Here is a 13,323-nt window from a genome sequence, read left to right on the forward strand (position 1 = left end):
TTGAAACATTTGACCTGTCTTGGAACACGTTCCACCTGTATTGGCAAAGCCAATAATTTGAGTGGTTCGATTTTCATTTGTTTTTTGGTAAACTCATTTCGTTAGGGGTTGACATGATAAAGGGGGAATCCGAAGTGGCAAGAGGGGAACTGAAACGAAAACCAGAGTGGCTGAAAATCAAATTGAATACGAACGAGACGTATACCGGCCTTAAAAAGATGATGCGGGAGAAGAATTTGAACACAGTGTGCGAGGAGGCGAAATGCCCGAACATCCATGAGTGTTGGGCCGTCCGCCGCACGGCGACGTTCATGATTCTCGGAAGTATCTGTACACGGGCGTGCCGCTTCTGCGCGGTCACGACCGGGAAACCGAACGAACTCGACTGGGAAGAGCCGAAACGCGTCGCCGAGTCGGTTCGGCTCATGAACTTGAAACACGTCGTCATCACCGCCGTCGCCCGCGACGACTTGAACGATTACGGGGCGACCGTGTTCGCCGAGACGGTCCGCGCCATACGCGCGATGAACCCGGAAACGTCGATCGAAGTATTGCCGTCCGACATGATGGGCAACTTCTCGGCACTCCAGACGTTGATTGACGCGGGGCCGGACATCATGAACCATAACTTGGAGACGGTGCGCCGCTTGACGCCGCGAGTCCGGGCCAAAGCGACGTACGACCGCACCCTTGAATTCCTAAAACGTTCCAAAGAATTGAATCCGGACATCCCGACGAAGTCGTCGATCATGCTCGGTCTTGGCGAGACAAGAGAAGAATTGATTCAAGCGATGGACGACCTCCGGGCCCATGACGTCGATATTTTGACGCTCGGTCAATATTTACAGCCGACAAAGAAACACCTCGACGTCGAGCGCTACTACCACCCGGACGAGTTTGCCGAGTTGAAAGAAATCGCCTTGTCAAAAGGCTTCTCACATTGCGAGGCCGGTCCGCTCGTCCGCTCGTCATATCACGCCGACGAACAAGTCCATAAGGCACGTCGCCATACGATGTTGCCAATCGATTGAGAGAAAGAAGAGACACGATGACTGATACAACATGGCACATTTTAACGACACAATCACTCGCCCCGGCTGAAAACATGGCGATCGATGAAGCGGTCTCAGGCTGGGTCGCCCGCGGCGAGCTGAAGCCGACGCTCCGCTTCTATTCATGGGCCCCGCACGCAATTAGCGTCGGGCGTTTCCAACGGGCGACGCGTGACCTTGACCGTGAGGCACTCGCAGCGAACGGCATCCCCGTCGTCCGCCGCTTGACCGGGGGCCGGGCCGTCTTACACGCCGACGAATTGACGTACAGCGTCATCTTGCCCGAAACGACGCCGACACTCCCGACGAACGTCATCGAGAGCTATCGCCTGTTGACCGAAGGCGTCCGGCGCGGCTACCGAGCGCTCGGTGTCCCGGCCGAATTCTCGGTACCGTTGACCGAAGACGACCGTGAAGTATTGCGGAAACCGAAGTCGGCCGTCTGTTTCGACGCCGCTTCTTACTACGAACTTGCCGTCGACGGCCGTAAAGTGGCGGGTAGTGCTCAAGTCCGGCACCAAGGGGCGGTCTTACAGCACGGGTCGATCCCACTATCGATCGACGATGATGTCCTGTTCGATTGCTTCAATATGGAAGCAGACGAGAAAGCACAAGCGAAAGCACGGTTCAGCAGCAAAGCGGTCGCTTTGAACGAGACGCTCGGCCGCTTCGTGACGTTCGACGAAGTCGCTGCGGCGTTCGAGGAAGGGTTCCGCGACGCGTTTCAACTGACGTTCGAGCCGCTCGTGTTCACGTCAGAACAGCAAGATGAGATCGCTCGCTTAGTTGAAAAGTATGAGAGTGACGACTGGGTCTGGAAACGCTAAAATATGTGAACTAAAAATGTCCCGCTGAAACGCTTCAGCGGGACATTTTTTATAAAGTCGTCTTCGGGTCGCGCAACAGATGCTTAATGTCGCGGAACGTGACGAACGTCATATTGTTCGCATCGTACAATTTGTAACGAAGCGATTTTAAACTAGAGAACAATCCGATCGTCGTCGCTTTTTGTAGCGGCGGCGTCGCCGTATGCGCTTTTTCGAGGTTATAGTTCGGCACGCGCGGGCTCAAGTGGTGGACGTGGTGGAAGCCGATGTTGCCTGTCACCCACTGCAACACTTTCGGCAACTCGTAATACGAACTGCCTTCGATCGCCGCTTTGACGTAATCCCATTCGCTCTCATCTTCAAAATACGAGTCTTCGAACGTATGTTGGACATAAAACAGCCAAATCCCGAGGACACCGGCCGTGAACATCGTCGTCCCTTGAATGATCAAGAACGCCTGCCAGCCGACCAAATAAATCATCAGACTGTACAGCACGACGAGCGAGAGGTTGATGACATGCGTGTTCATCCGCTCTTTTTTCCGAGCGTCCTTGCGGTTAAACCGGCTCGTGACGAGAATCAAGAACAACGGTCCGATACCGAACATGACGAGCGGGTTGCGATAGAGGCGGTACTGAAGACGCGTCCATTTCGAGGCCTCGACATATTCCTCGATCGTCATGACCCAAATGTCACCGACACCGCGCTTATCGAGGTTACCGCTCGACGCGTGGTGGATCGAATGCTCCCGCTTCCACTTCTCGTACGGGAACAGCGTCAACACACCCATGATCGTTCCGACGACGGCGTTCGCTTTCTTGTTTTTGAAGAACGAACCGTGCGTACAATCATGGAAGATGATAAACATGCGGACGACGAACCCGGCTGCGATGATCGCGAGCGGGATCGTGAGCCACACCGACACTTCGAGCGCTTGGTACGCAAGGAACCAGGCGACGAGGAACGGCAGGATCGTGTTGATCATCTGCCGGACACTGACTTTGACATCTGCCTTTTCAAAGGGCGAGACGTGTTTACGTAGCTGGGCAATCTTTTCTTTACTCATATGTGAGCCTCCTTGAATTCGACAGCGTTCACGACGCTTCTAAATTGATGATATGAAATGAAACCGACAACCGACGTGCGTGAAGGTGAATTCATAGTATCCATATGATTATTTTCCCCACCTAAACTAATACCAGGTAATTATACCATGTATTACACCAGAAAAGTATACGCTTGTGAACTACTCACCACTTATTTGAAGCGCAACCTGAAGTCGGCGCTGCTTGGGAAGACCGCGCTCTTGTTAGCAACGGTTATGGACCAAGCTCGCCCCATCCGGCGTCCTGAATCAACTTCAGCGTCTCCACGATAATGACTTGGTTCTCGTCAACGAGATGCGTCTCGTCAGCTTGTGGAAGACGTCGTGGTGTTCGTTGTTCCCCTCCATGGCGGTCGGTGTCGTGATCATCATCCTTTATCATCCGATACCCGCACAAGGGGCCGACGAACCTGAAGAAATGGCGAACTTTCGTTTGTTACCCTTGCCCCGCGGGATGTGGAATACGAAGCTCGTGCAACGTCTGCTACAAACGTGAAATAGAGGGACATCATCCGATATGGATGGTGTCCCTCTGTTCGAATTCGTTATTGTTGAGTGTAAATCGACACCGAGCCCCCGTTGACGAAGAACTGGCCCCAGCCGTCGCTATTGATCGTGACGAGACGATTGTTGTTGTTCGTCATATCTTTCCACACTTCACCGGCGTTCTGCTTGCCGACGTACATCCATTTCGAGCCGCCCGGTCCGTCAGACAGAATCGTCGCGAGACCCGACTTGGCCCGGTCACTCACGCCTTCGCGTGTCCAACCGACGACGTCTTGATGATCGAGATAGTCGTGCTGTGTCCCGTAGGCGAAGTCTTTACGTGCTTTCATGATCGGTCGGAGCGAGGCCGACATGTTCGGGATCTCCCGGTTCGTCGTCCCTTGCGTGCCGTAGTAGTCTCCGTAGAAGAGCGTCGGGTAACCTTGGCTGCGCGTCATGATCGTCGCGTAGGCGAGCGGTTTGAACCAGTTGGCGACCGTCGACTCGAGCGACTGCCCAGGTTGTGAGTCATGGTTGTCAACGATCGTCACGGCGAGCGTCGGATGCTGCTCGGTGACGGTGCCTTTCAAGATGTTGCGCATGTCATAGAAGCCACCGCCGTTGCCGGCCGCCTGGAAGTTATAGTGCAGCGGCACATCGAACACCGAATGCGTGTAACCGGTCTTCGCGAGGTAGTCGTTGATGGCGCCGAGGTCGTTCTTCCAATACTCGGCGACGGTGAACATCTGTTTGCCGGTCGTCTGCCGGACGCTCGTCACCCACTCACGCAAGTACGCGTGACTAATATGTTTGACCGCGTCCAAGCGGAACCCGTCGAGCCCGAGCGAGTCGGCGTACCATTTGCCCCAGTTCTTCATCTCTTGACGGACTTCCGGATGCTCGAAGTCGACGTCGGCATACATGAGATAGTCGTAGTTGCCATTCTCATTCGAGACGTCCGTGTCCCACGCCTTGCCCGTACTCTTGAACTTGTAGATCCGGCTCAAGCTGCGTGACTGATCCCAGTCGGTCCCGTCAAAGTGATACCAGCGCCACTTGAACGGCGAGTATGTATTGTTGCGGCCCGCGAAGTTGAAGCCGGTCCAGGCCGAGATGCCGTATTCCCCTGACGTCTCTTGGTTCCGGTTCGACGGGTTGACCTCGATCGCTTGGACGGACTCGGTGTAGTCGGCGCCGCCCTTATGGTTCATGACGACATCGCCGTAGACACCGATACCTTTACCACGCAAGTTCGAGATCGCCGATTGGAGCTGCGCTTTCGTACCGTACTTCGTCCGGACGGTCCCTTTCTGGTTGAACTCACCGAGGTCATACAAGTCGTACGCCCCGTAACCGACATCGTTTTGCGACGTCCCTTTATACGCCGGCGGGATCCACACCGTCGTCACACCGATATCTTTCAGGTTCTGCGAGTCGTTCGATAACCGATTCCAATGCAAGCCGTCGTTCGGGACATACCATTCAAAATACTGCATCATCGTTCCGTTTTGCGGCGTCGCCGCTTGCGCGACCGGTTGCCCGGCAAGTAGCGCAACCGCCGTGACGCCAGCGATGACCGCAAACCCTTGTCGTCTCTTCATCATGCGTTTTCCTCCTGTCAAATTATATGCAAGCGCTTTCATTAATTATCATGAACGATTTCGCTTTAGTTGAACAGAGGATTTCCGAAAAACAGTTCTCTGCACCTAACTATTTTTTCCTTGAATAGTTCAGTCGACCAAAACAAAAACGGATGGCTTGTGCCATCCGCCTAGTCATCCTTTGCGATCGAGCCGTTTTCGCTTCACGAGATAGCCTAAATACGGGAGACCTGTGAAGACGAGTCCGATCGTGACGAGCAACTGGACCATGATCAGTCCCGTCTCAACGAGTCCCGACCAATCCAGTTCAAGCAACATAAACAGGCCGATCCATAAGATGAGCAGTACCAACGCTACTTTTCCCATCTGTCCTTCGACTTGAGCGTATTTCTCGTGTGTCGTCTCACGATCCGAGTAGATCGGTCGCGCGTCCGGACTACCTTTGAACACGTGAATCTCGTCCCCGCTCGACGTGACGTGTTCCCAGCCGCTCGCGCGGAACAGCTCGAAATAATCCTCGTCCGGTCGTTTACGATAATCGAGACTATACTGGACGTCCGCCGGTTCTCCTTCGACGAGCGTATAGCCAAGCGGTGCGAACTTCTCTAAATGCCAGCCCTGCGCGGCCATTCGTCCCAACTTCTCCATCTCACGCTCTTCAGCGAACGCGAGGCCCCAACTCGCCATATATTTTCGGTTCATCTGTGGCCCTCCCCTTCCAAAATAAAACGTGCGTCGTCGACCATCGCTTGGCGCCGTTTCACGTCTTCGTGTAACAATGCGCGCCCGATGTCCGTGATGATATAACTCTTCTTCTTGCCGTCCCCGTCGAGCGGCTCGATCAGCGACGCGTTCACGAGTTTTTTGATGATCGTGTACATCGACGCCGGACCTATCTGCATCCGCCCGTTCGTCAACTCTTCGACGAACTGCATGATCAAATACCCGTGTCTTGGCTCGGTCAGCGCGAGCAAGATGTAAAATGTGCTGTCGGTCAACTCCCCGAGCCCGATCGTATCGTTCCGTGGCATCGTCTCGCCTCCTATATCATTCATCGATATACTTCTTACTCCTAATATATATCGTTGAATGATATATGTCAATGAATGATATAAAAAAAGCCGCAGACAGGTCGTCTGCGACTCGTTTAGCTCGTGACATAATCGAGATCGTGCAAAATGTAGGCAAGGAAGAAAATCATACTCGGATTCTCATAGCGCGACTGGACTTTCCGGAGTTGTTCCCGGTACGTGACTTCGTACTCGGCCCCGTTCATCTTCCGCTCCATGTTCATCTTGATCAACGCGTCGAGCTTGTCCATCATATCGACGAGCAGCCCTTCGTACGTCGCATCTTTCGAATCGGCCATATAGCGCCGGAACGCCGGTTGCATGTATTCCGGGAGGAGTGACAATAACGCCTCGCTCTCGGCCCGTTCATACGCCTCGAACGCAGCACCGGTCTCGGCCGTCGAGTGCTTCACCGGACCGAGCACGTCCCCGGTCACGCCTTCGACGAGGTCGTGACAGAGCAAGCGCGCCGTCAGTTCGGCGACGTCGACCTCGACCCCGTACTTCTCACGCTCGAGCAAGCCGCTGAACAGACCGAGCGCCGCCGCCCGGAAACCGTGGATGGCGTCGTTGTCGTCAATCGTGTTGAAGCGGCCTTTCCAGCGCCGGACGCTATCCATCCGCATGACGTTCTCGATGAACGTCGCGACGTCCGTCTCCGCTTCGACTTGTTCATAGAGCCAGCGGACTGACTCGAGCGGATGGTCGCGGAGCACTGCCTTCATCTCTTTGAGCTTCTCGACGAAGTGCGGCGACCCGTGTGCGACTTCACGCCGCACGAACAGCATCGCATCGAACGAGTCGATGCCGTCGACAATCCGGCCTTCGAACGAGTCGTCTTCTGCCTCGACGAGAAAACGATAAAAGTGCGGCCGGAGCGACTGTGACAACAAATCGACCAACCCGAGGCTCGCCGTCCGCTCCATCCGTTCGATATGTTCTTTTAAAGTCGGTTCTTTTTTCGTCCGGTGCATGATCGGGCCGGTCTGCACCTCGTTCATATCGTGGAACAACGCCTTGCCGAGCACATCGAGCAAGTTGACGTCCCGTCCGTTGTTCTCTTCGTAATAAGCCGCAATCAAGCTGAACACGGCGACACGGAAACTATGGCTCGCCGCGTTATCGTGATAGTGCGGCGCGTATTCGTCCCACCGTTGCACGTTTTGCATACGTGTCATCTTGCGGATAAACGTTCCGTTATGCATCAAATTCCTCCTTGCTTTAGACGTTCCCACGCATCGTCATGACAGACGATGTAGAGCGTGTCACTCGGCTCAAGCGTTGTGTCGAGCGCCGTCGCGAAATCGAGACGGTCGTTGACGGCAATCAAGGTGACGCCCTGGCGCAACAAGTTTTCGACAGCGTCCCGGACCGTCGCCCACTCGGGTCTCGGCGCGAGCGCTTGAATGTTACCACCGGACTGCTTGCTGAGCAGTTGCCGGAAAATCGATGTCGTGCCCGGCTGTAACGTCGCTTTCGCCATGAGGAGCGACACCGAATCGTTCGCCAATATAAAGTCGTCGATGCGCACGTGTTTGAACTTCGAGATGTTCCGCTCTTCGCATACTTCGACGACCGTATGTAGGTCAACCCCCCGTTCCGACGACAGCGCCTCGACGGCTGACGCGATCAATAGCGACTTCCCGTCGGCGAGCAACGTCTCGCTGATCTGCGCATCCGCGAAGATGGCGACCCGGCGTGCTTTCAAAATGTTCGCCTGCAGGAGCACCGCCTCATCGGACGGGTCACCGTGGACAAAATGGACGTTGTCATGATCGTACGGTTCTTCTTTCAGTTGGTCGATCAAGACGATCTCTGCCTTCGGCTCATAGCTGAGCACCTCGTCGATCGCTTTCTTCGTCTTCGGCGACCAACCGATATAGACGTAATGCCCTTCTCCTCGATACACTAGCTTTCCCTCCCGTTTTAAACGTTGAAACGTCGCACCGACCTCAACGAGTTTTCCGATCAAAGCCCCGATAATCCCGATCCCGAACAAGAACAGGAAAATGCCGAGCCAGCGCCCGGCAACCGTTGACGGGAAGAAATCACCGTAACCGACCGTCGTCAGCGTCGTCATCGTCCACCAGAACGAATCGAACATCGACGGGAACGTCTCCGGCTCGAGCCAGTAACCGAGGACGGTACCGGTCAAAATAATGACGAGTGATGCCAACACGACGTTCAGAAACGATAATTTCGATAACCCGCGCCACACTCGAAAAAAGATATGCACTGAAATCACTCCCTTTCTCCTATATACTAGAGACAACTCAATTGATTTACGGAACCCGTTTGCGTTCGGTTCCGTATAGAAAGAAAAAAGAAAGGACTGACTTATGGACTCCATCGTTTTAGAATACCGACTTTATAAAAATGAGATCTCGTTCGAGCCACTCTACCATTATACATCGCTCGGGCTTGATGAAGTACTTGCTAGACGCGAATGCGAATTTTTCGTCAAAGACGGCATGACGTACAAACAACGCTCGTCCGCGCTCGAAGGCGATCAATATTTCTTGATTTACGTCGACCGATACACGGAAGGACCTGTGGATAAGAAAGCAACTGACGACATCAAAGTCGAGATTCGTACGCTCGACGACCGGTTCGACAACCCGCTGCTCGAAGCGTACTTCGTCGACCGCCACCTTGACGCGCTCGCCATGCTCGGCAGCGAGTATTTATACGTCGCCGGAAACGAATATGCGCGCGACTCGGCCGAGACGGACGAGGACCGTGGCGTCTACGTCATCTATGTCACCCCGACTGGCTATACACTGGAGGAAACAACATGAAAACAAGCAAGAAGATTTTAAGCGGTCTCTCGGCCGCCGTCTTGACAGCGTCACTCGCGGCGTGCGGTACGGACGAAACGCAACAAGCGACGTTACCGGAAGAGCCAACCGGCTATGAGTGTGACGACTGGGAATGGGACGATGAAACGGAATCATATTACTGCGACGACAGACGGTCCCCGCACTTCGGGAGCTTCTTCTTACTCGGCAGTCTGTTCAATTCAAAGAGTTCGCTAAAAAACTCGTCCGCTTATAAAAACTACCGCTCGAACGGTGGCGCGAGCAGCATCACGCCGAACCGATCGAATTCAGGGTCAAACTCAGGACTCGGCAGCGGCTCAAAAGGCGGCTTCGGGGGATGAATCGGCACGACTTGTTCGGCCAAATCCCTTACTTTTGGCCCGACTTGAACGACGAAGAATATGCACTCTACGATTGCCTCGTCTACACGCAAGACGAGGTCGACCGCATTCGGGAAGCGACGCGCGCCGTCGATGCCATCTTCCGGAAAGCCAATCGATTGTTGCGGACGCTCCCAGACGAGACGCTCCGTCTGCTCGGTTATCCGGAGGCGAGCTTGCCGTTCTTGCGTGACAAAGCGCTCCCGCAAGAGACGATCATCGGCCGTTATGACTGGATCGTCAAAGACGGTGTGATCAAACTGATGGAGTTCAACGCCGACACGCCGACGTTCATCAAAGAACTGTTCGATGTGAACCGGTATGTGACGACCGCGTTCGGACTCAACGACCCGAACGCGAACGCGACAGCCGAGCTGAAGACCGAACTCCGTAAAGCCGTCATCGCGGCGTGGCAACGATTAAATCGCGACGGGACACCAAAAATCGTCTTCACGTCACACGACGACAACATCGAGGACAAATGGACGACCCGCTTCCTCCAAGAGACGCTCGACTTGCCGTCAGAATTCGTCTCGCTCGACCGGTTGCTCGTCGACGTGGACGGCGTCTATACCCCGTCGGGCGAACGGGTCGACGTCTTGTACCGCCAGACGTATCCAATCGAGCACTTGGTCGACGACCGGGCGCCGAACGGCGACTTGATCGGCATCCGGCTGCTCGAGTTGAATCAAGCGAAGCACGTGTCGCTCCTCAACCCGTTGTCCGCGTTTCTCATGCAGTCCAAAGGCGTCCAAGCGCTCATTTGGGAACTGTATGAGACGGATACATATTTTGACACAGAGGAGCGCCAGGTCATCCGGACTCACTTGTTACCGACTTATCTCGAGGCGGACCCATTTTTAGGCCAGAGCGCTTACGTGCAAAAACCGGCCTTCGGACGTGAAGGCGACTCGGTCATTTTGTATGCCGAAGACGGCGTCCCGTTCCATAAAGAAGTGCTGCAGACATATGCCGCAGAAACCGCGGTGTATCAACAATTCATCGAGCTACCGACACGAACGACGAACACGGTCAACGGTCCGCTTGCGACGCACTACATGATTGGCTGCTTTTGTCTGAACGGCCACCCGTCGGCGCTCGGCGCCCGGGCCGGAAGCATGATCACGAACAACCAGTCCTACTACCTAGCCATCGGCACACCAACTCACGAAGGAGATTAACACATGACATTTATCACGCTCGATTCAATCTTGAGCTTCCTGGCTCACCTCGGTACCGGGTTCGGACTTATTTTAGCAGGACTCGTCGTGTTCGCCCTGACGACAAAATATTCGGAACGCAAACTCATTAAAGCTGGCAACGTCGCCGTCGCTCTCAAACTTTGGGGCAAAGCGCTCGGCCTCGCCATCGTCATCTACACAGTTTGGGCGAACAGCGTCAACCTACTCGACGCCTTCATCTGGGGACTCGTCGGGATCCTCGCCCAAGTGCTCGCTTTTTGGACGTTTGAGTACGTGCTCACGCCTGGCGTAAACTTGGAGAAAGAAGTCGAAAACGGCAACCTCGCCGTCGGTGTCAGCCTGTTCTCGGCCTCGCTCGTCGTCGGCATCATCGTCGCCGCGAGTTTGACGTACTAAACAAACAGCCCATGCGCTCAGGTAGCGACATGGGCTGTTTCATATAGAAAGGAAGAATTGGATGTTCAAACGAAAACTAATTTGGTCTTTAGTGATTTGCATCGCGATTGTCGTCATTTTTTCAGGAATCGATAGTTATTTTTATGAGAGACACCAATTGAAACGTTACCTGGCAGACAATGATTTTCACGCATACGAATATCACAAAACAGATGACGCGACACTTGCCCTCTTCACAAATAAAGATGGGACCATGCTCGGCCTCGCTGAAATGAGTGTGGACGGCTACGGTTACGGAACTATAGAGACCCTCGACGTGGATCCGTTTGACTATATCTATTCGAGTGACGAGTCCAATCACTATTTAGGCATCCGCCTTAACAAACAACCTCAGAACGTTGCCTATCTCCGTATCATCGGAGATCGTATACAAGAACAACACATCCTCAATCGTACCGAAGATAGTGACTATGCTGACACACACATCATCGAGTTGCGAAACCGTCCAACATCCGACTGGATCCTTCAAACGTTAGATCAAAATGAGCAAGTACTTGACTCCATCGACTTATGAAAAACTGAACTAGGAGGGGCAAGATGTCAAAACGTGGATTCGCGTTATTCCTTACAGGTATGATCATCATCATCGCCATTTCAGTTGCGGCCGGTGTCCAATATTATAACGGGGAACAACGAAAGCAAGCCTCTGAACAGGCGCAACAAAAACTGCATGAGCACATGACCGCCCAAGGCTGGTACACATACGTAGAAGGCAGCACCGTCGTCTTATTTACGAATGAAGACGAGACGATTCTCGGTCTCGGTATCATGAATTCAGATGGAGGCTTCAGCGCGTCGACATGGGACACGATTGAAGAAAAACCGTTCGATTCGATTCACTTTGGCAATACGACTGATGAATACATCGGTATTCGCTTCAACGAAAAACCGGAAGATGTGGCTTACGTGCGACTAAGCGGTTCGGATTGGAGCGAGACATACACCGTGAACGACCCTCGAGACGAAGGATACGTCATGTCTTACTTGATCACGCTCGATGAATCACAACGGGGTAGATTCGAGACACTTGAGACGCTTGACGGCGACAGAAATGTGATGCACGCGGAAGAATTATAAAACCGCAAACCGATGACCGGTTCGCGGTGATGTGACGACTGTTTTCGCAATCGTCTTTTCTTATGCTTTGGCGAGCACGGCCGATGGACCGAAGAACTCGTAACGTGCTTGTGGAATCGTTTGGACGACCGTCTCCATCATCGCGGTCGGGCCACACGTATAGACGTCATGACCGTCGACATCGAGTGCTGTAAGCTGCGTCGCGCTCATGCAGCCAGACACCTCGTCGATGTGTGTGATGAGCTGAAGTCCCTCGTTCACGAGTTCGTCGAGCTCTTCACCGAGCGGACGGAGGTTCGTGCTGCGGACGGCGTGTAATAGTGTGACCGAGCGACCTTGACGGAGCGCTGTCTTCGCCATATTGAACAGCGGTGTGATACCGATCCCGCCAGCGACGAGCGTGAGCGGACGGTCCGTGTCTTCCATCGTGAACTCGCCTGCTGGCGCGCTCATCGGAATCTCTGTGCCGACTGTTTGCTCGTGAAGCCAGTTCGAGACGAGCCCTTCCGCTTTCGGCGCAATCCAGTAGCCGTCTTCTGTCGTCTCGACGACGCTGTATTGACGGTGATGTAAAATTTCTTCACCCTCGATGCGGGCTTGGACTGAGATGTACTGGCCCGGAATAGCCACACCGACGACACCGTCGTTCGCGACAAGACGGAACCGTTTCACTTCCGGCGTGTCTTCGATGACTTCAGCGACCGTGAACGGCTTGAAGCCGATCCATGGTGCATCGGCGTACATTTGTTTCTCGAGCGAGATAAAGACGTCGGCGATGACACCGTACGCTTTTGCCCAAGCTTCGATGATTTCAGGCGTCGCCGCTTCACCGAGAACGTCTTGAATTGCGCCGAGCAAGTTAGCGCCGACGATCGGATAATGTTCCGGGCGGATGTTCAAGCTTTGATGTTTATGAAGCGCCGGTTGGATCGCCGGTTGGATCGCTTCGAGACGGTCGATATGGACGGCGGCCGCGTAGACGGCGTTGGCGAGCGCTTCTGGCTGGCGGCCGCGTTGTTGGTTCGTATGGTTGAAGAACTGACGAACTTCTGGATTGTTTGCGAACATGCGCTTATAGAAATGACTCGTGATGGCGACACCGTGGTCTTTCAAGACCGGTGCCGTCGCTTTGACAATTTCAATCGTTTGTTGATCTAACATAAATATTTCCCCCTTTTTGAAAGTACACATACATTATGTGAGTTTCGTCACGGTAAAAGCAATATATAAAATACTTGTTTAAACGTA

At 53.8% G+C, this 13,323-nt stretch carries 16 protein-coding genes; 8 read left to right on the plus strand and 8 right to left on the minus strand.

Annotated elements, in window-relative coordinates:
• Positions 1 to 113 precede the first annotated feature (113 nt).
• Both lipA and EVJ23_RS05365 read left to right on the plus strand, forming a co-directional pair.
• Entirely contained in the window at positions 114 to 1,031 is a 918-nt protein-coding gene (lipA, locus tag EVJ23_RS05360; protein ID WP_131464673.1) for a lipoyl synthase, read from the plus strand.
• A 17-nt stretch (positions 1,032 to 1,048) separates the two neighbouring features.
• Entirely contained in the window at positions 1,049 to 1,879 is an 831-nt protein-coding gene (locus EVJ23_RS05365; protein WP_131464675.1) for a lipoate--protein ligase family protein, read from the plus strand.
• A 49-nt stretch (positions 1,880 to 1,928) separates the two neighbouring features.
• Here the strand turns inward: EVJ23_RS05365 and desA are convergent, their stop codons facing one another.
• The 7 genes from desA to EVJ23_RS05395 all read right to left on the minus strand — a co-directional run bounded on the left by desA (position 1,929) and on the right by EVJ23_RS05395 (position 8,359).
• Positions 1,929 to 2,945 (minus strand): Delta(5) desaturase DesA, encoded by a 1,017-nt coding sequence (desA, locus tag EVJ23_RS05370; RefSeq protein ID WP_070328262.1) that lies wholly within the window; start codon positions 2,943 to 2,945, stop codon positions 1,929 to 1,931.
• 253 nt (positions 2,946 to 3,198) lie between these two features.
• Positions 3,199 to 3,366, minus strand: a complete 168-nt coding sequence (locus EVJ23_RS15215) for a hypothetical protein (RefSeq protein ID WP_161567015.1) — start codon at positions 3,364 to 3,366, stop codon at positions 3,199 to 3,201.
• Between the two features lie 163 nt (positions 3,367 to 3,529).
• Entirely contained in the window at positions 3,530 to 5,074 is a 1,545-nt protein-coding gene (amyS, locus tag EVJ23_RS05375; protein WP_131464677.1) for an alpha-amylase, read from the minus strand.
• A 171-nt stretch (positions 5,075 to 5,245) separates the two neighbouring features.
• Complete coding sequence (locus tag EVJ23_RS05380; protein WP_131464679.1) at positions 5,246 to 5,773, minus strand: DUF2812 domain-containing protein; 528 nt, start codon at positions 5,771 to 5,773, stop codon at positions 5,246 to 5,248.
• Entirely contained in the window at positions 5,770 to 6,102 is a 333-nt protein-coding gene (locus tag EVJ23_RS05385; protein ID WP_070328265.1) for a PadR family transcriptional regulator, read from the minus strand. The genes EVJ23_RS05380 and EVJ23_RS05385 overlap by 4 nt, the downstream gene beginning before the upstream one ends.
• Positions 6,103 to 6,218: 116 nt before the next feature.
• Complete coding sequence (locus EVJ23_RS05390; RefSeq protein ID WP_131464681.1) at positions 6,219 to 7,346, minus strand: YfbR-like 5'-deoxynucleotidase; 1,128 nt, start codon at positions 7,344 to 7,346, stop codon at positions 6,219 to 6,221.
• Positions 7,346 to 8,359, minus strand: a complete 1,014-nt coding sequence (locus EVJ23_RS05395) for an ion channel (RefSeq protein WP_083274072.1) — start codon at positions 8,357 to 8,359, stop codon at positions 7,346 to 7,348. The genes EVJ23_RS05390 and EVJ23_RS05395 overlap by 1 nt, the downstream gene beginning before the upstream one ends.
• 121 nt (positions 8,360 to 8,480) lie before the next feature.
• On the opposite strand from EVJ23_RS05395, the gene EVJ23_RS05400 reads away from it, so the two are divergent.
• The 6 genes from EVJ23_RS05400 to EVJ23_RS05425 all read left to right on the plus strand — a co-directional run bounded on the left by EVJ23_RS05400 (position 8,481) and on the right by EVJ23_RS05425 (position 12,075).
• On the plus strand, positions 8,481 to 8,939 hold the full coding sequence (locus tag EVJ23_RS05400; protein WP_016508356.1) for a hypothetical protein: 459 nt from the start codon (positions 8,481 to 8,483) through the stop codon (positions 8,937 to 8,939).
• Positions 8,936 to 9,301, plus strand: coding sequence for a hypothetical protein (locus EVJ23_RS05405; protein ID WP_070328267.1), 366 nt, complete (start codon positions 8,936 to 8,938; stop codon positions 9,299 to 9,301). Before EVJ23_RS05400 ends, EVJ23_RS05405 begins: the two co-directional genes overlap by 4 nt.
• Positions 9,298 to 10,521, plus strand: a complete 1,224-nt coding sequence (locus EVJ23_RS05410; protein WP_131464683.1) for a glutathionylspermidine synthase family protein — start codon at positions 9,298 to 9,300, stop codon at positions 10,519 to 10,521. Before EVJ23_RS05405 ends, EVJ23_RS05410 begins: the two co-directional genes overlap by 4 nt.
• A gap of 3 nt (positions 10,522 to 10,524) precedes the next feature.
• Positions 10,525 to 10,938: a DUF350 domain-containing protein gene (locus EVJ23_RS05415; RefSeq protein ID WP_016508299.1), complete on the plus strand. Its 414-nt coding sequence runs from the start codon at positions 10,525 to 10,527 to the stop codon at positions 10,936 to 10,938.
• 61 nt (positions 10,939 to 10,999) lie between these two features.
• Entirely contained in the window at positions 11,000 to 11,512 is a 513-nt protein-coding gene (locus tag EVJ23_RS05420; RefSeq protein ID WP_131464685.1) for a hypothetical protein, read from the plus strand.
• Positions 11,513 to 11,535: 23 nt separating this feature from the next.
• The gene (locus tag EVJ23_RS05425; protein ID WP_131464687.1) at positions 11,536 to 12,075 is read left to right on the plus strand and encodes a hypothetical protein; all 540 of its coding nucleotides are present in this window, start codon (positions 11,536 to 11,538) and stop codon (positions 12,073 to 12,075) included.
• A 60-nt stretch (positions 12,076 to 12,135) separates the two neighbouring features.
• Here EVJ23_RS05425 and EVJ23_RS05430 read toward each other — a convergent pair whose 3' ends face one another.
• Positions 12,136 to 13,236 carry a globin domain-containing protein gene (locus tag EVJ23_RS05430; protein ID WP_131464689.1) on the minus strand — a complete coding sequence of 367 codons (1,101 nt, stop codon included), beginning with the start codon at positions 13,234 to 13,236 and terminating at the stop codon, positions 12,136 to 12,138.
• Positions 13,237 to 13,323: the final 87 nt, after the last annotated feature.

Origin of the sequence: Exiguobacterium sp. SH1S1 (assembly GCF_004337245.1) — a bacterium.
GTDB lineage: Bacteria > Bacillota > Bacilli > Exiguobacteriales > Exiguobacteriaceae > Exiguobacterium > Exiguobacterium aurantiacum_A.